The organism is Rhizobium sp. NFR03 (assembly GCF_900111275.1).
Taxonomy (GTDB): Bacteria; Pseudomonadota; Alphaproteobacteria; order Rhizobiales; family Rhizobiaceae; genus Ferranicluibacter.
This window is the reverse complement of sequence record NZ_FOGR01000010.1, coordinates 108995-133696: the sequence shown is the minus strand read 5'-3', so window position 1 is coordinate 133696 and position 24702 is coordinate 108995. Positions and strand designations below refer to the sequence as shown.

Annotated in this window: 21 protein-coding genes; 12 read left to right on the top strand and 9 right to left on the bottom strand. The window is 63.1% G+C overall.

Features of this window, described 5'->3' with window-relative positions; all coding sequences use genetic code 11:
• Window positions 1-37 precede the first annotated feature (37 nt).
• From BSG19_RS22355 to BSG19_RS22335, 5 genes are all read right to left on the bottom strand, one after another.
• Window positions 38-1216 (bottom strand): MFS transporter, encoded by a 1179-nt coding sequence (locus BSG19_RS22355; protein ID WP_092990215.1) that lies wholly within the window; start codon window positions 1214-1216, stop codon window positions 38-40.
• A 320-nt stretch (window positions 1217-1536) separates the two neighbouring features.
• A complete protein-coding gene (locus BSG19_RS22350) occupies window positions 1537-2781 on the bottom strand; it encodes a M24 family metallopeptidase (RefSeq protein ID WP_092990214.1) in 1245 nt (414 codons plus the stop codon).
• A gap of 45 nt (window positions 2782-2826) precedes the next feature.
• Window positions 2827-4278 carry an NAD-dependent succinate-semialdehyde dehydrogenase gene (locus BSG19_RS22345; RefSeq protein ID WP_092990213.1) on the bottom strand — a complete coding sequence of 484 codons (1452 nt, stop codon included), beginning with the start codon at window positions 4276-4278 and terminating at the stop codon, window positions 2827-2829.
• Window positions 4279-4432: 154 nt separating this feature from the next.
• A complete protein-coding gene (locus BSG19_RS22340; RefSeq protein ID WP_170866081.1) occupies window positions 4433-5836 on the bottom strand; it encodes a sensor histidine kinase in 1404 nt (467 codons plus the stop codon).
• A 5-nt stretch (window positions 5837-5841) separates the two neighbouring features.
• A complete protein-coding gene (locus tag BSG19_RS22335) occupies window positions 5842-6537 on the bottom strand; it encodes a response regulator (RefSeq protein WP_092990211.1) in 696 nt (231 codons plus the stop codon).
• A 153-nt stretch (window positions 6538-6690) separates the two neighbouring features.
• On the opposite strand from BSG19_RS22335, the gene BSG19_RS22330 reads away from it, so the two are divergent.
• The 5 genes from BSG19_RS22330 (at window position 6691) to BSG19_RS26195 (ending at window position 11442) form a co-directional block, all read left to right on the top strand.
• On the top strand, window positions 6691-7761 hold the full coding sequence (locus tag BSG19_RS22330; protein ID WP_092990210.1) for an ABC transporter substrate-binding protein: 1071 nt from the start codon (window positions 6691-6693) through the stop codon (window positions 7759-7761).
• 279 nt (window positions 7762-8040) lie between these two features.
• Window positions 8041-8985, top strand: coding sequence for a Bug family tripartite tricarboxylate transporter substrate binding protein (locus tag BSG19_RS22325; protein WP_092990209.1), 945 nt, complete (start codon window positions 8041-8043; stop codon window positions 8983-8985).
• Window positions 8982-9476: a tripartite tricarboxylate transporter TctB family protein gene (locus BSG19_RS22320; RefSeq protein WP_092990208.1), complete on the top strand. Its 495-nt coding sequence runs from the start codon at window positions 8982-8984 to the stop codon at window positions 9474-9476. Before BSG19_RS22325 ends, BSG19_RS22320 begins: the two co-directional genes overlap by 4 nt.
• A 9-nt stretch (window positions 9477-9485) precedes the next feature.
• Window positions 9486-11003, top strand: coding sequence for a tripartite tricarboxylate transporter permease (locus BSG19_RS22315; RefSeq protein ID WP_092990207.1), 1518 nt, complete (start codon window positions 9486-9488; stop codon window positions 11001-11003).
• A gap of 277 nt (window positions 11004-11280) precedes the next feature.
• A complete protein-coding gene (locus tag BSG19_RS26195; RefSeq protein ID WP_092931024.1) occupies window positions 11281-11442 on the top strand; it encodes a hypothetical protein in 162 nt (53 codons plus the stop codon).
• A gap of 258 nt (window positions 11443-11700) precedes the next feature.
• On the opposite strand, the gene BSG19_RS22305 is transcribed toward BSG19_RS26195, so the two are convergent.
• Window positions 11701-12798, bottom strand: a complete 1098-nt coding sequence (locus BSG19_RS22305) for a DUF475 domain-containing protein (RefSeq protein WP_092990206.1) — start codon at window positions 12796-12798, stop codon at window positions 11701-11703.
• Window positions 12799-13251: 453 nt separating this feature from the next.
• On the opposite strand from BSG19_RS22305, the gene BSG19_RS22300 reads away from it, so the two are divergent.
• From BSG19_RS22300 to phnN, 6 genes are all read left to right on the top strand, one after another.
• Window positions 13252-14172 (top strand): DMT family transporter, encoded by a 921-nt coding sequence (locus BSG19_RS22300; RefSeq protein WP_092990205.1) that lies wholly within the window; start codon window positions 13252-13254, stop codon window positions 14170-14172.
• A gap of 165 nt (window positions 14173-14337) precedes the next feature.
• Complete coding sequence (gene fba, locus BSG19_RS22295; protein WP_092990204.1) at window positions 14338-15384, top strand: class II fructose-bisphosphate aldolase; 1047 nt, start codon at window positions 14338-14340, stop codon at window positions 15382-15384.
• A 101-nt stretch (window positions 15385-15485) separates the two neighbouring features.
• Complete coding sequence (locus BSG19_RS22290; protein ID WP_092990203.1) at window positions 15486-15980, top strand: gluconokinase; 495 nt, start codon at window positions 15486-15488, stop codon at window positions 15978-15980.
• 381 nt (window positions 15981-16361) lie between these two features.
• Window positions 16362-17069 carry a DUF1045 domain-containing protein gene (locus tag BSG19_RS22285; protein WP_092990257.1) on the top strand — a complete coding sequence of 236 codons (708 nt, stop codon included), beginning with the start codon at window positions 16362-16364 and terminating at the stop codon, window positions 17067-17069.
• Window positions 17070-18212: an alpha-D-ribose 1-methylphosphonate 5-triphosphate diphosphatase gene (locus tag BSG19_RS22280; RefSeq protein ID WP_092990202.1), complete on the top strand. Its 1143-nt coding sequence runs from the start codon at window positions 17070-17072 to the stop codon at window positions 18210-18212.
• The gene (gene phnN, locus BSG19_RS22275; protein WP_244529381.1) at window positions 18209-18799 is read left to right on the top strand and encodes a phosphonate metabolism protein/1,5-bisphosphokinase (PRPP-forming) PhnN; all 591 of its coding nucleotides are present in this window, start codon (window positions 18209-18211) and stop codon (window positions 18797-18799) included. The genes BSG19_RS22280 and phnN overlap by 4 nt, the downstream gene beginning before the upstream one ends.
• 53 nt (window positions 18800-18852) lie before the next feature.
• Here phnN and BSG19_RS22270 read toward each other — a convergent pair whose 3' ends face one another.
• Genes BSG19_RS22270 through BSG19_RS22260 form a run of 3 tightly spaced genes read right to left on the bottom strand, consistent with a single transcriptional unit; the run spans window position 18853 to window position 23254 of the window.
• Window positions 18853-20388 (bottom strand): L-piperidine-6-carboxylate dehydrogenase, encoded by a 1536-nt coding sequence (locus tag BSG19_RS22270; protein ID WP_092990201.1) that lies wholly within the window; start codon window positions 20386-20388, stop codon window positions 18853-18855.
• Window positions 20385-21833 (bottom strand): FAD-binding oxidoreductase, encoded by a 1449-nt coding sequence (locus tag BSG19_RS22265; RefSeq protein ID WP_092990255.1) that lies wholly within the window; start codon window positions 21831-21833, stop codon window positions 20385-20387. Before BSG19_RS22265 ends, BSG19_RS22270 begins: the two co-directional genes overlap by 4 nt.
• An 11-nt stretch (window positions 21834-21844) precedes the next feature.
• The gene (locus BSG19_RS22260; protein WP_092990200.1) at window positions 21845-23254 is read right to left on the bottom strand and encodes a 2-oxoadipate dioxygenase/decarboxylase HglS; all 1410 of its coding nucleotides are present in this window, start codon (window positions 23252-23254) and stop codon (window positions 21845-21847) included.
• Between the two features lie 126 nt (window positions 23255-23380).
• Between BSG19_RS22260 and BSG19_RS22255 the strand changes: the two genes are divergently transcribed.
• Window positions 23381-24274 (top strand): LysR substrate-binding domain-containing protein, encoded by an 894-nt coding sequence (locus BSG19_RS22255; RefSeq protein WP_092990199.1) that lies wholly within the window; start codon window positions 23381-23383, stop codon window positions 24272-24274.
• Window positions 24275-24702: the final 428 nt, after the last annotated feature.

Below are 24702 nucleotides of genomic sequence, written 5' to 3'. Positions count from 1 at the left end.
TTTCTCAGCTGAGAATCAGCCTCTACAAGGCTTCAGTTCATCGTAAGTGCTGACGAAGCATTGACCCGAAAAGTAGAAGGGCAGCAAAAGCAGCCACTGCCGAGGCCACCAGAACAACGGTTCGGAAATTGTAAGCTTGCGCTATAAGGCCGGTTGCGGGGCCTGCGAGAATGCCGCTGACACTCAGGACATTCCAGTACAGCGCGGTAGCTTGCGCCGGGCGATTACCAGAGAAAGATTGCATAAAACTAATGCCAATGCTGGCATAGAGGCCATAATACAGTCCCTCCAAGGCCGCACCTGCCAGCATCTGCGGGTAGGTTTGCACATATGAAATCAGCAGGATCGTCACGGTGGCCATCAGCGCCACCACGACAAGTGGGCCCTTCAGACCGAAACGGGAAATGATCATAGGCGTTGTAAAGATCGCAAAGACCTCCACGAAGGTCTTCATGCTGAAGGCCATGCCGGGCGCATCGCCTGGCAGCCCGACTTCCCTTACGTAGAACAGCGGCAGGGCGCTGAATGTCAGCGAGTGGGCCGAAGACAGACAGAAAACGAATACGGCGGCCAACCACAAGCCATCAGGCTTCCGGATAGAAGCTGACTCCACTGAGCCTGTTCTCGGGCGAAGTGTCATTTCACGCGGTATAATCCTCCACCACATCAATGCCCAAATGATTGCGAGTACCAAAGCGAGCTTGAAAACGGCAGCTTCACCAAAGCGCTCCGAAAAGAGGAACGCCATCGCTGGACCTACCATCCAGGCAGTTGATACCGTGGCGCGTAGGAAGGCATTGGACCGACCACGCGGCATCATACAACGTTCTGCGACGACTGCCCCGAGGCTGAACATGGTAGACACGGCACTACTGCTGAGGCCAAAGCCAAGCACGCCAAAGCTCAGAACGATCCAGAAGGACGGTGAAATCGACAAGGCAGTGGTGGCAAGAAGATAACCCCCAAGTGCTGCCCCAATCAGCGGAAAAGGTGCAACTCCAGCATCCAGCCATCGACCAAAAGTGCGGGTGCAGATGATGCCAAGAACGGTGACACCGGCCGCGTAGAGGCTGATTGTCCAAGGTGCTCGCCCCAACCCCTCCACAATGTAATAAGCCATGAAAGACCCAACCATGGAACTGCAAATTGTGCCTATGAATAGCACCAGCAAGAAAGGATAAATCGAAAGCGAGCGAATGCTTGTCGTCGCAGTCATGGAGGCGCCTTTCGAGATGCTGTTGCGGATCTTTCCGCAAGCGCAACTTCAGGTCGATAATCAAAAAACATGACAGCCGTGCAACAGATGCACATTGATACAATCAATTGGGCAATACAATGTGATGCATCATAAATGACGTGGTCAGGTCTGCTTTGTATTTATACTTGCAGCATCACCTTATCCTGAATACGATTTAGACTTGAGGTATGCAGCAGCAGCTTTTATGTCTCCGCCCCTCGTCCGCATGTTGAATCGGCTCTAAAGATGAACGGGAAAGGTCGCAGCATTTCGCCGCAAAGCCTGATGAGAGCCGATTTTCAAACAGACACCAACCCCCATGGCAGGCTGTTCATCACCTCGTGACCATCCGCCGTGATCAGGAGCTGGTTCTCGATGATCATGCCGCCGATACCGTCGATATACCAGGGTGTCTCGAAGGCGACGACCATGCCCGGCTCCAGCACCACGCTGCTTGTTGCGGAGAAAAAGGGCCATTCCTCGCTTCCCAGGCCGGCACCGAGACCATGACCGAAGTGTCCGCGGCTGAAACCGGGGAAACCCGCTTTCGCCATCGCGGTGGTCGCTGCCGCATGCACGGCCCGCATCTCGACATCGGGCCGGATCTGCGACAGGCCAACGTCAAAGGCCTGAGACAGCGCATCGAATAGCTGGCTTTGTACGGCCGTCGGCGTGCCGCAAACGAATGTCCGACCGGTGTCCGATGTGTAACCCTTGATGAGACAGCCGACATCGACCTTGATCAGGGAGCCCTCCTCGACCACACCTCCTCGCGACCACGGATTGGCGCCGACGGACACATATTCCCAAAGTCCGCTCAGGGTGCGGATATCCCTTTTCCGCGCCTCGGCCTGCACGGCCGAGGTCCAGACCTCAGCCAGCGCATCGCGCGTCTGCCCGGGCGCGATTGCCGCAGCCAAAGCACCGATCCCGATCTCGGCCAGCGTAACGGCCGTTCGCAGATGCTCGATCTCCTGCGCCGACTTCACCATTCTCAGCTGGCGAAGCACATCGCTGCCGTCGAGCAGCTGGCAACCCGGCAGTGATGTCGACACTTGCGCGAAATCCAGAACCGAGAGGCTGTCGAGTTCGACGCCCACACGCGCACCGCCGAGCTTCCGGGCGGCCAGAAGATCGCCGGCCAGACGGAAACCCAGCGCCGCATCGAACGTTTCCGGGCGCGCAAAGCCAGCGGAGCGGCCCGAGCCCGCCCATGCGGCGGCAATCAGATCGGGCAGAGGCTGGGATGAATCCTGCGGCCGCACATCCGTTGTTTCCACCCAGAGCGGATGGATGCGGATATCGGTCACGTCGCTCGACGCGCGAAAACTTTCCGCAAAGAGATCGCTGACCACGGCACCGATGGGAACGCCCGGATCTGCGGGAACGATGGCTGCAACGGCGCCGGCCCGCCTCCACATCGTGCCGACACCGGGGCTTGCACCCGTCGCATAGGTAAAGCCTTCGGGCGTGAACAGCAGCAGCGCGTCGAGGCCGGCTGCGGCCATGAGCCGTGCCGCCCGGTCCCGGTCGAGATACGCCATATTCGTCTCCATTCGCGCAAGGTCGCACGTCCCAAGGGAACGCGTTCAGATATTGCCCATGCAGAGATATTTCATGTCGAGATAATCCTCCATGCCGTGACGCGACCCTTCGCGACCGATCCCCGACTGTTTCAACCCGCCGAAGGGCGCCGCTTCGGAGGACATGCGACCGGTATTGATGCCGATCATGCCGTATTCCAGCGCCTCGGCCACCCGCCAGACCTTGCGCAGCTCCGTGGCGTAGAAGTAAGCCGCCAGCCCGTAGATCGTGTCATTCGCCTGATGGATGACGTCCTCGACCGTTTCGAACCGGATAACCGGCGCAACAGGGCCAAACGTCTCGTCGCAGGCAACCAGCATGCCGTGATCCACATAGGTGAGAACCGTCGGCGCAAAGAAGGTACCGGTCTCACCGACCCTTCCACCGCCGCACAGCACCTTGGCGCCCCTGAGAACCGCATCCTCGACATGATGCGCCACTTTGCGCAGCGCTGCCTTGTCGATTAGCGGACCGACAGAAACGGTCGGCTCGAAGCCGTCGCCAACACGCAGATCGGCGACATCGGCCGCCAGCTTCTCGGAAAACGCGTCGTAGACTGCGGACTGGACATAGATGCGGTTGGCCGAGGTGCAGGTTTGCCCGGCATTGCGGAACTTTGCCTGAATGGCGCCATCGACAGCAGCATCGATATCCGCATCGTCGAAGACGATGAACGGCGCGCTTCCGCCTAGCTCCAGACTGACCTTCTTGATCTGGTCGGCGCATTGCCGCATCAAAAGCCGGCCGACCTCCGTCGAGCCGGTAAAACTGATCTTGCGCACCTTCGGATGCGTGCAGAGCTCATAGCCCACCGCTTGTCCCTCGCTGGCAAGAACGAGCTGCAAGACCCCTTCGGGGAAGCCGGCATCCAGCGCCAGACGGTGCAGCGCGACGGCCACCAGCGGCGTCTGTTCGGCCGGCTTCAGGATCACGGGACACCCTACGGCCAGTGCCGGCGCAACCTTCCGCGCCACCATGGAGGCCGGGAAATTCCACGGCGTGATCGTGCCGACAATGCCGACCGGCTGCTTGATGACGAACATCCGCCGGTCCGTGGAGGGTGCGGGAAACGTCTCGCCATAGACGCGCTTTGCCTCTTCCGCATACCATTCGATATAGGCCGCGGCGTGCTGCACCTCCGAACGGGCTTCGCCCAGCGGCTTGCCCATTTCGGCCGTCAGGATCGCTGCGAGATCGTCGATATGAGCGAGAACGAGATCGTGCCAGCGCCGCATGAGCTGGCTGCGGTCTTTGGCAGGAAGCCCCGCCCAGGCAGGCTGCACAGCCGATGCCCGTTCGATGGCCGCGCGCGTTTCGGGCACACCCATATCCGGCAAGGTCGCCAGCAGAACGCCGGAAGAGGGATTGCGAACCTCGAATGCCGCACCTGCCACCTCAGCCTCCGGAAGGAGACGCGGATCCCGGAGATGGCGGGTGAGATCGGATGTGATACGCATGGCAGGCTCCCGGGATCGAGGCATTCCCCGAAGCGTTGCACAGTGCGGATACGTCCGGGAGAAGGCTGCGGACATTGCCGCGATTGCCCCGATATGACCAATGAAATCCGCTGATCCGATGACCACGCCAACGAATGATCGGCGCGAAGGATCTTCAGGTGTCGTCGGAGACCGCGGGAAAGGCCACCCGCACTTTCAGACCACGGCCGGCCTCGCCTTCGTCCAGGCGGGCTGGCCCGAGCGAGAGACGACCCTCGAAACGAACCGCGATCTCCTCGACGATCGGCAGCCCGAGCCCGAGGCCCGGTGCCTCGCTCTCGCCGCGGGCAAAGCGCTGCCGCACGGCGGGCAGTTTTTCCGGCGGAATGCCGGGACCGTTGTCTTCGACGTCGAGCAGCACGACGCCCTGCTCGCACCTAACCCTCACCGTCACCTCGGCACCCCGTCCGGCATAAGCGAGCGCATTTTCCACGAGATTGCGCAGGAGTTCGCCGATCAGCAGCGGCTCTGCGGCGATGAAGGCCGTTCCCTCGCCTTCGAAGCCAAGGTCGATGCCGACATCCGCAGCGCGGGGCACGTACTCCGCCGTGATCTCCCGCGCGACCATGGTCAGGTCCATCGGCACCAGAGCGGTCGAGGAACCCGAACCGGTCGCATCGATCTTCGCCAGAAGCAGCAATTGCGCGAGAATTCGCTCGGCATGGCCGACCGCCTCGTCGCTACGGGCGATGAAGGCCTTGATGTCCTCAGGCTTTTCGGACCGGGCGGCCAGCGCAAGCTGCGTCCGCACGACGGCCAGCGGCGTCCGCAGCTGGTGGCCTGCATTGCCGGAAAAATGGCGCATGGCGTCGAGCGCCGATTGCAGCCTTACCATGAAGGAATTGACCGTTTCGACCAGGCCCTCCACCTCCCGTGGCACGGATTGCCGGATCGGACGAAGATCGTCGGGACTGCGCTCGGCAATGGCATCGCCCAGCCGGTAGAGCGGACGCAGCGACAGCGTGACGGCGATCCAGACGATGGCCGCTGCTCCGAAGATCAGGAGGAACAGCCGCAGCGCCGAGCGAAACAGCAGAGCGCGCGCGAGCTGCTGCCGCGCCACCGTGGTTTCCGCCACGGTCACGACGAAGGGCACCGAGTCGATCCCCGTCGAGGCAGATCGTTCGAGCGCGGCAATGCGGATGGGCTCGCCGCGGTAGTCGGAATCGAGATAGACGGCCTGCCGTCCCTGCATCTCGGCAATGCCTGGCAGGGTGCGGTAGCCGGTGATGAAATGGCCGGGCGGGCCATCGACCCGATAGAACACCCGGTCCTGCGCCGCAGATGTCAGCATTTCCAGCGCCACATAGGGCATGTCGACCTCGAGCGTGCCGTCTTCGGCCACAACCACCCGGTCGGCGATCGCGAGCGCCGACCCCGCCAGCACGCGATCCGAGACGCTGTTCGCCGTCTTCACGGCTTCCCGGTAGGTATCGCCAAGCGCGATGATGCCGATGACGGCGGTGGCCGCGAGCAGCCAGGCCAGAAGCCGCCTGCGCAGCGAATGCGCCGCACGCACACCGCTCATGGCGTATCCGGTGAAGGGTCTGCGGGCGCCGCCTTGTCGAGATAATAGCCGATACCGCGCGCCGTGCGCACCGTCAGCCCATGCGGTAACAGGCGCTTGCGCAGGCGGCTGACATATTGCTCGATGGCATTGGGGCTGAGATCGTCATCGAACGCCGTCAGCGACTGCATGATGGCATCCTTCGCCACAACCTTTCCGGCACGCATGAAGAGGATCTCCAGAAGCCCGGTCTCGCGCAGGGGAATGTCGATGGGTATGCCGTCGGACGAGAAGGTCCGCGAGGTCAGGTCCAGCGAAACGGGGCCGAAAGTGACCATGGAGGAGCGCAGGCCTGCCTGCCGCCGCAGGAGAACGCGCACCCGTGCCTCGAACTCGCCGATATCGAACGGCTTGATCATGTAGTCGTCGGCGCCGAGATCGAGCCCGCGGACCTTTTCCTCGGCACTGCCTCGCGCCGTCAGGATCAGCACGGCCGACCGGTTCTGACGCGCCCGCATGGAACGCAGCACGTCGAGCCCGTCCATCTCGGGCAAGGTCAGGTCGAGGATCACGAGATCGAACCGCTCGGTTGCCGCCGCAGCATCGGCCGAGGCACCGTCTTGCACCACATCCACAGCATAACCGCTGCCGCGCAGGATGGCGGCAAGCCCTTCCGACAGGACCTTGTTGTCTTCGACCAGAAGAATTCTCAAAATATGGCGGCTCCTCGACCCCCTTGATCCTAGAATAAGTCCCTGCGCGGACAAAACGTTTTTCCGGCGCTATCGCGCCATCGATCTGGAATTGCAGAGGAAGCCGTCATCCCGATGCTTGTGCGAAGGACACCGCTGGCGCACACTCCGCTCATGTTTCGCCTTGCCGCAGTCCTTCTCCTCTTTCTCGCCGGTACGGCCGCTGCTGCCGCCGCGCCGGATTTTTACCCGGCGCGGAGCGGCCGGGCGGATGCGCCGGTGCTCAACGTTTATTCGTCACTGGACGATCCCTTGGCGCGACCGCTGATCAACGGGTTTCAGGGCGCCAATCCCGACATTGCCGTTCGTCACGAGAACATGCTGACGGGGGAAATCTACGACCGGATCGTCCGGGAAACGGATGCAGGGCAGAAGACGGCCGACTTCGCCTTTTCCTCGGCGATGGACCTGCAGGTGAAGCTGACCAATGACGGCTACGCCCAGCCGAGCAACCTCCCCCTCACCCGGTCCTGGCCGGCTTGGGCGAACTGGCGCAATACGGCCTATGCCTTGACCTTCGAGCCGGCTGTCTTCGTCTATCACAAACCGAGCTTTGCCGGGCGCGAACCACCCTCGACGCGGGCGGAGTTCGTGCGCTTTCTCCGCGAGGCCGGCCGTGAGGCCGTGGGCCGCATCGGCACCTACGATATCGAGCGTTCCGGTGTCGGCTTCCTGTTCATGGCGCGCGACCAGGAACAGTTCGGCGACATCTGGTCGGTGATCCGCGCCATGGGCGAGGCCGGGGTGAAGCTCTATGCAACGAGTTCCGATATTCTGGAGCGGGTCTCGGACGGCCGCTTTCTGCTCGGCTACAACATCGTCGGCTCCTATGCGGCAGACTGGGCGGAACATCATCCCGACCTCGGCATCATCCTGCCGACCGACTACACCGTCGTCATCTCCCGGATCGGCCTCGTGCCCGAGGCAGCGGCTGCACCGGAACTCGGACGGCGCTATCTCGAATTCTTCATGTCCGCCGAGGGACAGTCAATCATGGCGCGCGAGCTTCATATCGCCGCCGTCAACCCACAGGTCGCCGGCGACAATACGGCAAGCACGCTGCAGGATATTCTGGGCGCGCAGCTGCGTCCCGTTCCGGTCAGCCCGGGCCTGATGGTCTATCTCGATCAGGTAAAGCGCGCACGCCTCATCGCCCGCTGGAGGGACGTGCTCGGCCTTCCCTAAGCCTTGATCCGCTGACAGAGACCAAATCTCCCGCAAAATCCGGCGCGATCGGCCCGAGTTATGCACTGGATGCATGGATGTCAGGTTGATGTCAGCTTACTATGGTGGCTTAGTGGTGTTCGTCAGCCGTGGAGGCGGTGACGAAGCGGTGCGGAGGAGTGTCTCACCCAAAACGGCCCGAGCGAAGATCCCCGCGATCTGACATGCGCGCCTGTTTTAAAAGCTCCTCGCGTCAAGAATTGAAACACAGCGCGCAAACGCGTTGACGGAGGACGTCCCTTGAAACAGTTTCTTATCGCATCCCTGATCGCCGGCGCCATGGCGCTTCCGGCGGCGGCCGCCGACTACACCATCATTGCACCGGCAAACCCCGGCGGTGGCTGGGACCAGACGGCGCGCTCGATGCAGACCGCCCTGCAGCAGGAAAAGATCGCCGGCAATGTCCAGGTTCAGAACGTGCCCGGCGCCGGCGGCACCATCGGCCTGGCACAGTTCGCCAGCCAGTCGGCCGGCAACCCCAATGCCCTGCTTGTCGGCGGCTACGTCATGGTCGGCGCGATCCTGACGAACAAGTCGCCGGTTTCGCTGAACGAAGTCGAGCCGATCGCCCGCCTGACCGGCGAATACGAAGCGATCGTCGTTCCCGCCGAATCGCCGCTGAAGACTATGGGCGACCTCGTCGAGGCGCTGAAGCAGGATCCGGGTTCGGTATCCTGGGCTGGCGGCTCGGCCGGCGGCACGGACCACATCGCCGTTGGCCTCATCGCCAAGGCAGCCGGCGTCGATCCGACCAAGATCAACTACATCGCCTTTTCGGGCGGCGGCGAAGCACTGGCCGCCATCCTCGGCAACCAGGTCACCGCAGGTATCTCCGGCTACGGCGAATTTGAATCGCAGGTGAAGTCCGGCACGCTGCGCCTTCTCGCCGTCTCCAGCGCTGAAAAGATCGCCGGCGTTGACGCGCCGACACTGAAGGAAAGCAACCTCGACGTGGTCGTGCAGAACTGGCGCATGGTCGCCGCTGCACCCGGCCTCTCGGCCGAGCAGAAGGCAGCCGTCACCGCCGACGTCGAGAAGATGGTGAAGTCCGCCTCCTGGCAGGAAACGCTGAAGACAAAGGGCTGGCAGGACACCTACCTTTCGGGCGACGCCTTCAAGGAGCAGCTCGCCAAGGACGTCTCGGCCACCGAAACCATCCTCAAAGAAATCGGTCTCGTTCAATGAGCGAACTCCCGCGCAATCCAAGCGCAAGCTCGCGCCGCCCCGACAGGGCGGCGCTTGCCGTTGCGGTCTTCCTCGCGAGCCTTGCCGGGCTGATCTTCTGGGATAGCTCCCGCCTTGCGGCCATGGCCAATTATTCCAAGATCGGCCCGGCCACCGTTCCTTTCGTAATTGCCTGGTGTCTTCTCGGCCTTGCCGTCTGGACGGCCGTCGCGGCCTTCCGCAGCGAATTCCCGACGCGCGAACGCCAGGAAATTCCGCCTGTCGCCTGGATCGTCGGGGGTCTCGTCCTGCAGATGCTGCTTCTGCGCACCGTCGGCTTCTCCATCGCCACGGGCCTGCTCTTTGCGTTCACGGCTGCTGGCTTCGGCCGGCGCAAGCTGTGGATCACCATTCCGGTCGGCATCGCGCTCTGTCTCGCCGTCTGGCTCATCTTCGCCGGTCTCCTGCAGCTGTCGCTGCCGGCAGGGCCGCTCGAACACCTCTTCTTTTAAGAGAGCGTCATGTCGACATTCGAATTCCTGCTCCAGGGCATCGCGATTGCGATGCAGCCGATGAACCTCATCTACGCGCTCATCGGCGTGACGCTCGGGACGGCGGTGGGCGTTCTCCCCGGCATCGGCCCGGCGCTGACCGTCGCGCTCCTGCTGCCCGTGACCTACCGGCTGGATCCCGCGGGATCGCTGATCATGTTCGCCGGCATCTATTATGGCGGCATGTATGGCGGCTCCACCACCTCGATCCTCCTGAACACGCCCGGCGAAAGCGCCTCCATCGTCACCGCGCTGGAGGGCAACAAGATGGCCCGGAAGGGGCGCGGAGGGCCGGCACTGGCCACAGCCGCCATCGGCTCCTTCGTCGCCGGCCTCATCGCGACCATCGGCCTGGCGTTCATCGCGCCCTTCGTGGTCAAGGTGGCCCTCGTCTTCGGACCGCGCGAGTATTTCGCCCTGATGGTTCTCGCCTTCGTCACGGTATCCTCGGCCTTCGGCGATTCCACGCTGCGCGGTCTGACCTCGCTCTTCATCGGCTTTGCGCTCGCCATCGTCGGGATCGACCAGCTGACCGGTCAGGCGCGCATGAGCTTCGGCGTGCCGGATCTGCTCGACGGCATTGAGGTCACCACGCTTGCCGTCGCCCTCTTCGCCATCGGCGAGACGCTCTACATCGCCGCACAGGGCGCGACCGGACCTGACAAGGTCGAGGCCGTCAAGGGCTCGGTGTGGATGACGAAACAGGACTGGGCCCGCTCCTGGAAACCCTGGCTGCGCGGCACGTTGATCGGCTTCCCGATCGGCGCCATGCCTGCCGGCGGTGCGGAAATCGGCACCTTCCTCTCCTACGCCACCGAAAAGCGCCTGACGAAGTACCCGGAAGAATTCGGCGAAGGTGCGATCGAAGGCGTCGCCGGGCCGGAAGCTGCCAACAATGCGTCTGCCGCCGGCACACTCGTACCGCTCCTGACGCTCGGCCTGCCCACGACGGCCACCGCCGCCATCATGCTTGCCGGCTTCCAGCAATACGGCCTGCAACCGGGCCCGCTGCTCTTTGCGACCAACCCGCAGCTCGTCTGGGGCCTCATCGCCTCGCTGCTGATCGCCAACTTCATGCTGCTCGTTCTCAACCTGCCGCTGGTCGGCCTCTGGGTGAAGCTGCTGACGATCCCCAAGCCGTGGCTCTATGCCGGCATCCTGCTGTTTGCGACGCTCGGCACCATCGGCGCCAATCCGTCGGTGTTCGAGCTTGGCATGCTGCTCGCCTTCGGCCTGCTCGGCTACATCATGCGCATCCTCGGTTATCCCATCGCGCCTGTGGTCGTTGGCCTTATTCTCGGGCCGCTTGCCGAACAGCAGCTGCGCCGGGCTCTGGCCATCAGCCAGGGCGATCCGAGCGTGCTCTTCACCTCGCCGATCGCCGCCGTGCTGCTGACCATCGCAGCGCTCGCCCTGATCGTACCGCTGATCCTGCGCGCCCGCGGACGCGGACAGGTGCTTTCGCAACTGGCCGCCAGCGAAGACTGATCCGAGGCTTCATCGCGGATAATACATGGCCGGATGCTCCCTTGGGACGTCCGGCCATTCCCGTTTTTCGGCTTCGGGCGGCGACAATATAATCGGTTTAATTCCGACGATACTTGTCTCCGCAAACGTCTTACCGGCACCTCGGCAAAGTAATATCTTCTTAAGACATCCGTATTGCTTGTCACGCATGGCTGCAATGAACACTTGTGCATTGTGAAAGAGGCTCCGGAGGCCCATCTTCAGGTCACACAAGAAGAGAGAGCAGGAGACGAAGACAATGACCAGCAAGCGTAACATTTTCGGCCGTGCCTTTGCCGTTATCGGCGCAGCATCCGCAGCAGCAGCAGCCATCGAAGGCGGCCGTCGCCCGCAGGCTCGTGACCTCAATACCCTCGGCATCGACCCGACCAGCTTCCCGGCTCCCTATCGCCGCGGCTGATACGATCGCCAATGCCGTTGCGGTCAGAGCGCCGCAGTGGAAGGTTTTGCCTGGGATCATTCATCCCGGGCTGCAAAAAGCCCGCAGGTCCATGACGGACCGGCGGGCTTTGCTTTTGTCTGCAAGCCGATGGTTCAGCGACCAGCGAAAATCTTGGTCCGCGCTTCGCTGCCACGCATGAAAAAACCCGCGATCCTCTCGAAACGCGGGTCTTCACGTAACCGGGATCGACGGCGACCTTCGCCGACGACCGCGATATCAATGCTGGGCGACAGCGTCGGCCCCGACAGGGTGATGTTTCTTGTTGTACCGGATGGACGACCAGAGGGCGATGCCGATCAGCGTTGCGCCGCCGAGACCGGTGATGACCTCCGGGATATGGACCAGCGTCTGGACGTACATGATCACGGACAGGATCAGGATTGCGTAGAACGCGCCATGTTCCAGGTAGCGATATTCCGCAAGCGTGCCCTTCTCCACCAGCATGATCGTCATGGAGCGCACATACATGGCGCCGATTCCGAGACCGATGGCGATGACGAAGAGGTTCTGCGTCAACGCGAAGGCGCCGATGACACCGTCGAACGAGAAACTGGCATCGAGCACTTCGAGGTAGATGAACGCGCCAAGGCCGCCCTTCGCCGCTTCGCTCATGGTCTTCTGCGATGCGTCGAGCAGGCCGCCGATGACTTCCACAACGAGGAAGGTGACGAGGCCATAGATGGCGGAGAAGACGAAGGTCGTGCTCTCGACGGCGGGTGTTGCCGCATCGTCCGGGATCAGCGCGGAGAAGGCGAGGATCAGAATGAGAACGAAGGCGATTTCCACGCCCTTGATGCTGGCCGCCGCCGATAGACGCTTCTCGATGAAGGAGATCCAGTGGATCTTCTTGTCATGATCGAAGAAGTAGGAGAGGCCGACCATCATCAGGAAGGTGCCGCCGAAGGCTGCGATCGGCAGATGTGCGTCGTTCATGATGCGCGCATATTCGTCGGGACGTGCGGCAGCGAGAATGATGGCATCCACCGGTCCGATGCCGGCTGCAATCACCACGATCAGCAGCGGGAAGACGATCCGCATGCCGAAGACGGCGATGAGAATGCCCCAAGTCAGGAACCGCTGCTGCCAGATCGGCGTCATGTCCTTGAGCTTGTTGGCATTGACGATGGCGTTGTCGAAGGAAAGCGAGATTTCGAGCACGGCGAGCACCGTGCAGATGAAGAAGACGGTCGCCATGCCGCCTATCGTGCCGGTCTCGTTCCAGCCGAGCCAGGCGCCGAGGGCAAGGCCGAGGCCAGTGACGATAAAGGCCCAGGTGAAATAGCTGAGGGTCGATGTCTGTGTGGAGGGGTTCATGCGCCCGTTCTCCCCTTCGCAGCGACCTTTGCTCCGGTGCTGATCGGAGCAGGAGTGACAGAAAGCGATGCCATGCCCGCACGGGTACGCATCGTCAGAAAGACGTTCTTTGTCATGGGAATTTACATCCGCCGGCTCAGTGTGCTGGCGGTACCGACATCGCGAGAGCGCCGTTAAAACTCTCGCCAGAGGGGCCCGGCACCAAGTTCGTCCCGCGCGAGTGTCGATGTCGTATGCGCGGTATTGCTGAACTAATTAGCCATCCCACCTGCCGCGTCAAGATGTCACCCGCGCAACGGCTCGACTCATTTCCTTTTGTCATGAAGCCATCGCCAACCGACACTGGATTGAACCCGCCTTTTATGGCAACTGGCAGAGCCTCTTGCCGCGCCCGATCGATCGCGCATCGGCCCCATCTCCGATCATGCGCCCGATCACGCCGAGCAGCCCGCCATGCCCTCAACCGTCTCCCCGAAACCGTCCGCCCCTCAAAACGGTTCAGCCAGCCTCGGCATCGTCTTCATGCTTCTCGGCATGCTGATGTTCTCGCTGAACGACACGATGGGGAAGTGGCTGGTCGAGACCTATCCGGTCCTGCAACTGATGGCGATCCGCAGCGTCGCGGCTCTCCTCGTGCTGATGCCGCTCGTGCTCCGCCGCGGCATCATGACGGTGGTTCGGGTCGAGCGCCCGGGACTTCAGGCGCTGCGCGCGCTGCTGTTCGCCATCGATGCGACGGCCTTCTATTTCGCCGTCGGCTACATGCCGCTGGCGGACGCCATGATCTACTGGCTGGCGGCCCCTATCTACGTCGCGGCGTTGTCGCCCTTCCTGCTCGGCGAGAAGGTCGGATGGCGACGCTGGACCGCGATCCTGATCGGCTTTGCCGGCGTGCTGATCGCACTCGATCCCTCGCGCGAGAGCCTGTCAATGCCCGCACTGGTCGCGCTCTTCGGCAGTGCCTGCTTCGCCTTTGCCATCATGCTCGGCCGTACGCTGCGCACCACGCCGGATACCACGCTGGTCGTCTGGCAGTTCGTCGGCTCGCTGGTCTTCTCGCTCATCGGCGTCGCCATCGTTCCCGGCAGCTGGAAGCCGCTCGATCCCGCCACGATCCTTCTTCCAGCCCTCCTCGGCATCGTCGCCATGCTCGCCCATATTCTCGTCAGCCGCTCCCTGAAGCTCGCGGATGCAGCCACCGTCGTGCCGCTGCAATATACGCTTCTCTTCTGGGCCGTCGTCTTCGGCTGGATCTTCTTCGGCGACACGCCACGCCTGACCGTTATCATCGGCGCGGCCCTCATCGTCGCCTCCGGCCTCTTCATCTTCTTCCGTGAGCAGAAGCTAAAGAAAATCACGCAACCTGGAGAATAGCGGCGTTCTCCGTTGCCAAAACAATCGCGATCCTTATGCTGGTCAACCAGATGGAGATCCCGCGGCAATCGCTCCGAGGGTACAGCGACGTCGCATCGGAAGCCCGCACGGAACGCGGAAGAATGCTGCAGCAACCAAAGCGGCCAGCACAGAGGGAGAGAATGAATGGGACTGATCAGCCTTCGGCAATTGCTGGATCATGCGGCCGAAAACGACTATGCGGTACCAGCCTTCAACGTGAACAATCTGGAATATGTCCAGGCCGTCATGCGGGCAGCGGACAAGACCGACAGCCCCGTTATCCTTCAGGCCAGCCGCGGCGCGCGGGCCTATGCCGGCGACGGCTTCCTGCGGCACCTCATCCTCGGCGCCGCCGAGGAGTATCCGCACATTCCGATCTGCCTTCATCTCGATCACGGCGACCAGCCTTCCACCTGTATCTCGGCCATCACCAACGGCTTCACCTCCGTCATGATGGACGGCTCGCTGCTGGCCGACGGCAAGACGGTCGCAAGCTATGAATACAATGTCGCAGTCACTTCCGAAGTCGTGAAGATCGCGCATGCGGCCGGCGTTTCCGTCGAAGGCGAGCTTGGCTGCCTCGGCAATCTGGAAACCGGCGCGGGCGAAAAGGAAGACGGCCACGGCTTCGAAGGCAAGCTGACCCGCGAGGAACTGCTGACCGACCCGGAACAGGCGCTCGACTTCGTGAGCAAGACCGGCGTCGATGCGCTCGCCGTCGCCATCGGTACCAGCCATGGCGCCTACAAGTTCACCCGTGCGCCGGATGGCGACATCCTGTCGATCGATACGATCGAAAAGATCCACAAGGCGCTTCCCAATACCCACCTCGTCATGCACGGCTCGTCCACGGTGCCGCAGGACCTGCAGGACCTCTTCACGGCCTATGGCGGCGAGATGACGCAGACCTGGGGCGTTCCGCTGTCGGAAATCCAGCGCGGCATTCCCTTCGGCGTCCGCAAGGTCAATATCGACACCGACCTGCGTCTCGCAATGACCGGAACAATCCGCAAATGCTTCAAGGAGAAGCCCGAGAATTTCGACCCTCGCAGCTACCTGAAGCCAGCAACGGCCCTGATGACGGATGTCTGCTTGGAGCGTTTCGAGGCCTTCCGCACGGCAGGCCACGCACCTTCGATCCGCATCAGGCGCATGGCTGACATGGCGGCCACCTACGCGAAGATGGCCTGATCATCGTGCAGAACGTCAATACCAGAACCGGGGGGCCCTCTGCCCCCCGCACGTCGCAGCATGAAGGCGGAGCGGCGCACCTCATCGCTCCCTTGGTGGTCATGGGTGTCAGCGGCTGCGGCAAAAGCTCCGTCGGCGAGGGCATCGCCGCCGCTTTCACAACCGATTTCATCGAGGGCGACGCCCTGCACCCGCCGGAGAACATCGCCAAGATGTCGGATGGCACACCGCTGACCGATGAGGATCGCTGGCCATGGCTCGATGCCGTAGGCAAGGTTCTGCAGGAGGGATCCACAGCAGGACACGCTGTCGTCGTTTCCTGCTCGGCGCTGAAGAAGGTCTACCGCGATCATCTGCGCAAGGCCGCTGGCGGCAGGCTCGCCTTCGTCTACCTCACGGGCACGAGAGCCGTGCTCGAATCGCGTATGGGCCATCGCACAGGCCATTTCATGCCGACGTCCCTTCTCGACAGCCAGTTGAAGACGCTGGAGCCTCCGACCGGCGAAGATCTCGTCGTCACCGTCGATATCGACCGCCCGCTTGAGGCTGTCATCGCCGCAGCCCTCGAAGGCCTCGCCGGTCTCGCGACGGAGTGAAAGCCTTCCGGAACATTGCCCGAGGCGGTTTCCGGCACCGGCTCTGCGGCATTTTTGACGCAGCGCACCCCTGCGTGTCCGGAAGCCCACGCACCTCGTGACCCGATGGCAAAAGCGCTTTAAGGACCGTCTGTGGGACGGCCTCTGTGATTCTCCGGTACGTGTCGGCACGAAAATCTGGCCGAAGGTGACGTGACGGGGGGAACCGCAGGCGATGTCATGACGTCGTCACATGAGAATGAGACCCGTGCCGCAAATGACGGCAAACACCCACATCCGCTTCGACACGCGTCTCCTGGTGCTCGGACGATGTGGAACAGGAACGGTCGCCGAGGCTTTGCGGAATGCGCGGAGACGAGGTAGGCCATGATCGAGGATGCGATGCGCTACGCTCTTTACTTCACCCCGCCGAAAGATGACGCCCTGACGCTGGCTGCCGCTGCCTGGCTGTCGCGCGACGCCTTCCTCGATGGCCGGGTGCCGACACCCGATGTTCCCGGCTTCACGACGGAAGAGCTGGGCACGCTGACGGCGGAGCCTCGGCGATACGGTTTCCACGCCACGCTGAAGGCCCCCTTCGAACTTGCACCCGGCCGCACGGAGACCGAACTTCTTGCAGCCCTCGACGAGTTTTCCGCCGAATGCGCGCCCTTCGAGATCCCGTCCCTGACACTCGGGCAGCTCGGCCCCTTCTTCGCGCTCGTTCCCGGCGGCCCGTCGGATGCGCTCTCGAGCTTTGCCGCCGAGACCGTGCGCCGGTTCGAGCCGTTCCGTGCAGCCCTGTCGGCGGAAGACGTCGCCCGGCGGAAGCCTGAAGCGTTGCCCCCGGCCGAGCGGCAGAACCTCGAGAACTGGGGTTACCCTTACGTTTTTGACGAATTCCGCTTTCACATGACGCTGACGGGCGCGGTTCCCGAGGAGCGTCGCCCTGCCGTGCGCGCAGCCCTCGAAGAGGCCTTCGCAGGCTTTCTGGACAAGCCGCTGCCCATTACTACGCTCGCGCTCTTCATCGAGCCGAAGCGCGGCAGCCCCTTTACCGTCCACTCGCTGATGCCGCTGGGCGATGCCGCGATCGAAGGAGACAGATGAATGGCCGTCGAGCAGATCTTCACCAATGCCAGCATTGTTCTGCCGGATGAAATCGTCAGGGGCTCCGTTCTCGTTCGCGACGGAGAGATCGCCGATATCGCGACCGGCCCGCTTCAGAGCGGCGAGGACTTCGAGGGCGACTTCCTTATTCCGGGCCTCGTCGAACTGCACACGGACCATCTGGAAACGCATTACGCCCCGCGTCCCGGTCTGCGCTGGATGAAGATGGCGGCGATCCAGGCACATGACGCGCAGATCGTCACCTCCGGCATCACCACGGTCTTCGATTGTCTGCGCATGGGCTCGGCAGAAGGCGACGATGGCTTTGCCACCGGCGAGATGCGCGCCATGGCCGATGCGCTGGCGCAGGCCGAACGGGAGAACCGTCTGCGTGCCAACCACCGCATCCATCTGCGCTGCGAGGTTTCGACGGACAATGTTCTCGACCAGTTCGACGCCTTCCGCGACGATCCGAAGGTCGGCCTCGTTTCTCTCATGGACCACGCGCCCGGCCAGCGACAGTTCCAGACGATGGATCAGTACATCCTCTACTACAAGATCAAGCGCGGCCTCTCCGACGAGGCTTTCGCGCTCTATATCGAGAAGCAGCTGGCGCTGTCCGAGCGCAACTCCGCCCGCCACCGGATCGCACTTGCCGACATCTGCACGGCGCGTGGCATCCCGATCGCAAGCCACGACGATGCAACGGCGGCTCACGTCACGGAATCCATCGGCCTTGGCGTCAAGCTGGCGGAGTTCCCGACCAGTCTGGAGGCCGCAGATCTCTCCCACGAGGCAGGCCTGAGCGTGTTGATGGGCGCGCCGAATGTCGTGCGTGGAGGCTCGCATTCGGGCAACATTGCCGCGCGCGATCTTGCCGAACGCGGCGTGCTCGATGTGCTCTCCTCCGACTACGTCCCCTTCAGCCTTATCCACGCCCCCTTCCTGCTCGCCGATGCGATCGAGGGCTTCGGGCTGGAAAAAGCGATCGCCCTCGTTAGCGACAATCCGGCCCGCACGGTCGGACTGGAGGATCGGGGGCGGATCGCGGTCGGGCGGCGGGCAGACCTCGTGCGCGTCGAACGGCCGAGCGGCGTGCCGATCGTCCGTTCCGTCTGGCGCAACGGACGGCGTGTCGCATGACCCCGGATCACCCGACCGGCGGCACCGGTGCCATGATCGTCGTCGTCGGCCCAAGCGGTGCCGGCAAGGACAGCGTCATCGACTATGCCATGGCCCGGCTGAAGACCACATCGGTCGAGGTCGAACTCGTCCGCCGCGTCATCACCCGCGCGCAGGATGCGGGTGGTGAGGATCATGAGGCTATCTCGACCGACGCGTTCCGGGCCTGTGCGGAACGGGGGGCCTTCGCCGTGCATTGGGAGGCCCATGGTCTGCATTACGGCATTCCCGCTGCATGCCACGCCAAGCTTGAAGAGGGCCGCACGCTGGTCGCGAATGGCAGCCGCGCCGTGCTTGATCGGTTCCGGGAAGCATTTCCGCGCGTGGCCGTCGTCAATATCGTTGCATCGCCGGAGGTCATCGCCGCGCGGTTGATCGCTCGCGCCCGGGAGAGTGAAGCCGAGATCCGTCGGCGCCTTGACCGTCAAGTGCCGGATATCGATGGCGATCCGCATCTGACCATGATCGACAATAGTGGCCCGCTGGAAGAGGCCGGCGAGCGCTTCGCGGCCTTCGTCCTGTCGCTGGCGAAAGCCGAAGCCAGTTGAGAGGCACCTGTTGAAGGCATGAGGGCGACATTGGCGCCCTCATGCGGATACGCCTATTCGATGTCGAACGAGACGCCCTGAGCGAGCGGCAGCGCCTTCGAATAGTTCACGGTGTTGGTCGCGCGACGCATGTAAGCCTTCCACGCATCAGAACCGGATTCGCGACCACCGCCCGTTTCCTTCTCGCCGCCGAAGGCGCCGCCGATTTCCGCGCCCGACGTGCCGATATTGACGTTGGCGATCCCGCAATCCGAACCATCGGCCGACAGGAACCGCTCGGACTCCTGCAGGTCGCGGGTGAAGATCGACGAGGAGAGACCGGCCGCTACGGCATTGTGCGCAGCAATCGCCGCGTCGAAGTCGCTATACTTCATGACGTAGAGGATGGGCGCGAAGGTTTCCTCAAGCACGGGTCCTGCCTGCTCCGGCATTTCGACCAGCGCCGGCTTTACGTAGTAGGCCTCGGAATGGCCGAGATCGACCCGCTCGCCGCCCGTTACGCTGCCGCCGTGAGCCTTGGCCTCTTCGAGCGCCTTCTGCATGCCCTCATAGGCCGGGCGGTCGACCAGCGGGCCGACGAGAGCCGTGCTTTCGAGCGGATTGCCGACGGACACACTGCCATAGGCCTTCTTCAGCCGCGGCAGCAGCGCGTCATAGACGCTTTCGTGGACGAACAGGCGGCGCAGCGTCGTGCAGCGCTGGCCGGCCGTGCCCATGGCACCGAATGCGATGGCGCGCAACGCCATGTCGAGATCCGCCGACGGGCAGACGATACCGCCATTGTTACCGCCGAGCTCCAGAATGCCGCGCGCGAAGCGCTTGGCAAGCCGGGGGCCGACATCGCGGCCCATGCGTGTGGAGCCCGTTGCCGAGACGAGCGGCACCTTGGGATGATCGACCAGAACCTCGCCGATCCCGCGATCACCGATGAGGACGCAGGACAGACCGGACGGCGCATCCTCGCCGAAGCGCTTGATGGCCTTTTCGAGCACGGCCTGGCAGGCGAGCGCCGTCAGCGGCGTCTTTTCCGAAGGCTTCCAGACCACAGCATTGCCGCAGACGAAGGCAAGCGCGGCATTCCACGCCCAGACGGCGACCGGAAAGTTGAAGGCAGAGATGACACCGATGACGCCGAGCGGATGCCAGGTTTCCATCATCCGGTGGCCGGGACGCTCCGTGGCGATGGTCAGGCCGTAGAGCTGGCGGGAAAGGCCGACCGCGAAATCGCAGATGTCGATCATCTCCTGCACTTCGCCAAGACCTTCGGAGGGGATCTTGCCGGCTTCGAGCGAGACGAGGCGCCCAAGATCGGCCTTGTGCGCGCGCAACTCCTCGCCGAGCAGGCGGACGAGCTCGCCACGGCGCGGCGCTGGGATCAGCCGCCAGGCCTTGAAAGCTTCATGCGCGGCCTCGATGCGAGCGGCAGTCTCATCAGCCGAAACGGTCTTGAGACGTGCGATTTCCTCTCCGGTGACCGGCGAGAAGGACGCCATGTCTCCGCCGGTATAAAGGGACGGATCGACGCCAAGGAGGCCGAGCAGCCGGCCCGTCTCTGCGGCGACGTCGAGCGGCTTGTGGGCGATGTTCATAATTCTAGCTCCTGAAAAAAGGATCCGCCGAAGCGGACGGTGCCGAGCCCGCCGGGGGAGGTGAGGGTGAGAAGACCGCGGGCCATATCCTTGATCTTCTGCGGCGTATACAGATCGTAATAGTGCTGGTTCTTGCGGCCGATGGCGTGTTCGGCGCTGAAGCTGCCCGCGAAATCCTCGACCGTCACGGCATAGACCCAGTCGCGGAGCGCCGTTTCCAGCGAACCGTCGGCAAGCCCGTCGGCGTCGCGCGGGAAGACGATGTTGAGATGCACGCCGCCATCGCCGATATGGCCGAAATCGCAGATCCGCGCTTGTGGAAAGCGCTCCGGCATGTCGCGCTTCATCCGCTCGCAGAACGCCATGATATCGCCGCGACGGAACGCGACATCGAAGGCGATGAGCCGGCCGGACTGCTTCACGCCCTCCGACAGGGCATGCCGCAGAGCCCACATCTCGTGCGCCGGGCCGATGAAGGCATCGGCAAGCGGCGCCTCCTCCGTCTCGAAGATCTCGGCCAGCACGGACTCGAGCATGTCGCCGAGGGGCTCCTCGCTTTCGCGCGCCTGCCACGTCCGGCTCACCTCGGCGAGGATCACATAATCCGGGATCTCGCCGTTCTGGAACGGATTGCGGAGCGACGGCACATGATCGAGGGCCGCAGCAATGGCATTGCGCGACATGCCCTCGAAGGCGGAAAGCGTGGTGCCGAGCCGTTCTTCCATCAGCCGCAGCAGCGGCATGACGGCCTCGGGGCCCGCCGGTACCAGATAGGCGGTGGCGGTCTGCAACGGGAGGCGTTCCAGATTGAGCACGCAGCGCGTGACGACGCCGAACGCACCAGATGTGCCGATGAAAAGATGCTTCCAGTCCACACCGGTATTGTTCTTGCGAAGCGCCTGCCCGAATTTGAGGATCGTCCCCTCGGCATCGGCCAGCACAACCGTCAGCCCGAGCACGTTGCGCCGGACATCGCCATATTTCAAGAACCGGGACCCCCCGGTGTTGGTGGCGATCATGCCGCCAAGACGCGGATCGGCGCCAAGATCAATGGGAAAGAACAGACCGGAAGCCTCCAGCCGCCGATTGACATCCGACAGAAGCAGGCCGGCATCGGCCTCCAGCGAGCGATTATCGGAATCGAGCACGAAATGGCCAGTCATCCTGTCGAGACTGAGCACCACCTGACCGCCTGCCACATCCGGTGTCGAGCCGGACACAAGCCCGGTATTGCCCGACTGCGGAACGATGGGGAGACCGTGGCGAACACAGTAGGAAAGAACGGCGGAGACCTCCTGCGTGGTCTGCGGCCGCACGACGGCAAGCGCCCGGCCCGCATCGTAGCGCGCGCCCGTCTCGTAGGCCGCCATGTCGCCCGCATCGGACACGAACCCGCGATCGCCCACCAGCGCGGTCAACGCGCGTGCATGCTCTTCTCCGATCACAGCGCGGAGGGTCACTCTGCGGCCTCCGCGCGCGATGTCGCCTGCTTCGACGTGCCGGACATGCAGGCCGCGATCGAGGCCGCCTCGATCTGGGCATAATGGTCGAATTCGTTCAGCACAGCCTGTCCGAGATCGGCTTCGAACTGCTGCTGGCTGGAGCTTGCAGCAAAATCCTGCGCGGCGGCATCGCCAAGGTTCGACTGGAAGATTCCGGCTGCGCTGACGGGCAGGAAATCCTCGTAGACGACGGGGTCGAAGCGCACGAGACCATCGCGCACCAGCGTCTCGATATCGCCGGAGATCTCGGCGTCTCGACCGGCATCCGTCAGGCTGTAGGTGAAATAACCAAGTCCCTCCGCGCGGATACCGTCCCAGCTGTCCGGGAAGTCCTGGAAGGCATCCGCCAGCGCCTGCTCGTAAGCTGGGGCATTGGAGCCATCGGCGGCGGGGCGGACATGCTTGCGCGACCGGTCGAGCAGGGTATCGTAAAGGGCCCGCCCCTTCGGGGTCAGGGCAATGCCGCGCTGCTCGATCTCACCAAAGCGAGCCGTATGGGAGCCCGCAACCCAGGCACCGGCCGCGTCCTTGAAGGAAACCGGCTCGTCCAGCGCCTTGAACGACGTCTGGCGCAAGAGGATCGGGCAGGTCCGCGTCGGCGGACCTTCGATGACGGCCTTGGGTGCAATACCTTTTTCCGGCATGCGCGCCTGCACCGCATCGATATCGAGCGTGCGCGGCGTCAGGTGGTTGATATGCGGACCCTTGAAGGAAACGACATCGGCGATCAGGCGATGCGCGTCATGCAGCCGCTTGTAGAGACCGGCATCCACGATCGCCTTGTCGTGCCATCGGAATGTCTCCAGCACCGCCTCGACGAAGGCAGCGGCGTCCTCCGCATCAAGACCGCCCTCGGCCTCCGCCTTTTCGGTGAGCGCGACGGCGCGAGGCGTGAAAATCGCGCGTGTCGCCAGCACACGCTCGGCCTCCGCCCGCAGGTCCGCGTCGTCGATCAGGTCGAGGCGCAGCAGCGAGGTGAAAACGCGGAACGGGTTACGGCTGAGCGCCGTCGCACCGACCGGGCGAAACGCCGTTGAATGGACCGGAACGCCTGCCGTGCTGAGATCGTAATAGCCGACCGGAAACATGCCCATGACTGCGAAGACGCGGCGCATCATCGACAATTCCGCAGGCGTGCCGAGCCGGATCGCACCGTGACGCTCTTCCGAAATCCGCTCCAGCGCATCGGTATCGGCCAGCCGCTCGGCAAGAGCAGGCTGCGAGGCGAGCACATGCGCATTCACCTCGGCCACGAGATCCATCAACGTGCCATAGGCCGGCACTTCCGCCCGGTACATGGCCGACATGGCGGCGGAAAAGGCGGAACGGATATCATCGTTCTGAACGAAGGTCTTCTCGGTCATGGCGGCTTGCCTCGCGATATGGCGTCACGATAGGATGTGTCGCGCTGATCATTCTGGTTTCGTATGATACTACCCCGAAATGCGCTTTGATTGCGACTGTTTTGACTATGGTCATGCGGGGGTGGAATGAAGTTGAGCCGAAGACTGGTGCCCGACATTGCCACGCTGCAGGCGTTCGAATGCGCCGCGCGTCATGGCAGCTTCACCCAGGCCGCAGCGGAACTGAGCCTGACCCAGAGCGCCGTCAGCCGCCAGATCAAGGACCTCGAAGGCCAGCTCGGCGTGCTCCTGTTCGAGCGGATCCGCCAGCGTGTCATCCTGTCGGATGCAGGTCAAAAATTCCTGCCGGAAGTGCGTCGCCTGCTGCGCCAGTCGGAAGAGCTGATGGTGCGCGCCATGGGCGCCGCCCGCTCTGACAATGCCCTGTCGATCGCGACGCTGCCGACCTTTGGCAGCCGGTGGCTGACGCCTCGCCTTTCCGACTTCCTTCGCCTGCACCCCGATACCATCCTCAACATCGCCGCCCGCTCGCAGCCTTTCGATTTCGGCGAGGAAAATTTCGACGTCGCGATCCACTACGGCCAGCCGGTCTGGGCGCATGCGATCTGCGACTATCTTTGCAGCGAGGTCATCGTGCCCGTTGCCAGTGCCGCCCTTCTGGCACGCCACCCTGCCCTCGAACCGGCTGACCTCGACAGCGCGCCGCTGCTGCACCTTGCGACCCGCCCGAAAATGTGGGCCGAATGGTTCGAAGCAAACGGCGCGACAGCCGCAAGCGCCTATCGCGGCAGCCGCTTCGACCAGTTCGCCATGGTCATCGAGGCGGCCATCGCCGGCCTCGGCTTTGCTCTCCTGCCGCGCTATCTCATCGAGCACGAGCTGGCCATCGGACGTCTCGTCGTGGTGTTCGACAGGCCGATGAAGACCGAGAACAGCTACTATCTCGTCGTGCCGGAGGGGAAGATGGAGAACCGTGCGAGCCTTGCCTTCCGACACTGGATCATGGGGCAGGTGACGTGACCACGGCATGTGAGACCTTCAAATTCAAGATACACCTTACGGAACAAAAGGACGCAGGCTGCGTTTTCGCGAGGAGAGAACTGCCATACTTTCGCTTAAGAGCCCGGGAGGTGGCGGCCATCGAATATTATCCGAAGACACCTGCGACGACATCCCGCCTTCCCCTGCATCACAACCAGCGTCCGGCTCGGCCGATGCTGCGCTTTGCCTTGCAAGCGCCCCGGCATCCCGCTAGAAAACAAAGCCTTAAATTCAGATACCTGACGCCCGATCGGCAATCTCCCTTGTCGGCCACCGGGACGGCGCTATCCCTGCCCGTCTTGCGGACCCGCTGTGGCGATACCGTTGGCTTTCCCGAAGCCGGGGTTTCCGGCAGCGGTTCATTGTAAACGATGCCGGCGCCGTGAAAGCGCCCGATTGAGAGGCCA

Bases quoted from the DNA above. Each gene is read 5' to 3' on its own strand.
- BSG19_RS22315 (WP_092990207.1), top strand. From the start codon at position 9,486: ATGTCGACATTCGAATTCCTGCTCCAGGGCATCGCGATTGCGATGCAG.
- BSG19_RS22260 (WP_092990200.1), bottom strand. From the start codon at position 23,254: ATGACCGAGAAGACCTTCGTTCAGAACGATGATATCCGTTCCGCCTTT.
- BSG19_RS22285 (WP_092990257.1), top strand. From the start codon at position 16,362: ATGCGCTACGCTCTTTACTTCACCCCGCCGAAAGATGACGCCCTGACG.
- BSG19_RS22270 (WP_092990201.1), bottom strand. From the start codon at position 20,388: ATGAACATCGCCCACAAGCCGCTCGACGTCGCCGCAGAGACGGGCCGG.
- fba (WP_092990204.1), top strand. From the start codon at position 14,338: ATGGGACTGATCAGCCTTCGGCAATTGCTGGATCATGCGGCCGAAAAC.
- BSG19_RS22345 (WP_092990213.1), bottom strand. From the start codon at position 4,278: ATGCGTATCACATCCGATCTCACCCGCCATCTCCGGGATCCGCGTCTC.
- BSG19_RS22320 (WP_092990208.1), top strand. From the start codon at position 8,982: ATGAGCGAACTCCCGCGCAATCCAAGCGCAAGCTCGCGCCGCCCCGAC.
- phnN (WP_244529381.1), top strand. From the start codon at position 18,209: ATGACCCCGGATCACCCGACCGGCGGCACCGGTGCCATGATCGTCGTC.
- BSG19_RS22355 (WP_092990215.1), bottom strand. From the start codon at position 1,216: ATGACTGCGACGACAAGCATTCGCTCGCTTTCGATTTATCCTTTCTTG.
- BSG19_RS22255 (WP_092990199.1), top strand. From the start codon at position 23,381: ATGAAGTTGAGCCGAAGACTGGTGCCCGACATTGCCACGCTGCAGGCG.
- BSG19_RS22280 (WP_092990202.1), top strand. From the start codon at position 17,070: ATGGCCGTCGAGCAGATCTTCACCAATGCCAGCATTGTTCTGCCGGAT.
- BSG19_RS22290 (WP_092990203.1), top strand. From the start codon at position 15,486: ATGGGTGTCAGCGGCTGCGGCAAAAGCTCCGTCGGCGAGGGCATCGCC.
- BSG19_RS22350 (WP_092990214.1), bottom strand. From the start codon at position 2,781: ATGGCGTATCTCGACCGGGACCGGGCGGCACGGCTCATGGCCGCAGCC.
- BSG19_RS26195 (WP_092931024.1), top strand. From the start codon at position 11,281: ATGACCAGCAAGCGTAACATTTTCGGCCGTGCCTTTGCCGTTATCGGC.
- BSG19_RS22330 (WP_092990210.1), top strand. From the start codon at position 6,691: ATGTTTCGCCTTGCCGCAGTCCTTCTCCTCTTTCTCGCCGGTACGGCC.
- BSG19_RS22300 (WP_092990205.1), top strand. From the start codon at position 13,252: ATGCCCTCAACCGTCTCCCCGAAACCGTCCGCCCCTCAAAACGGTTCA.
- BSG19_RS22305 (WP_092990206.1), bottom strand. From the start codon at position 12,798: ATGAACCCCTCCACACAGACATCGACCCTCAGCTATTTCACCTGGGCC.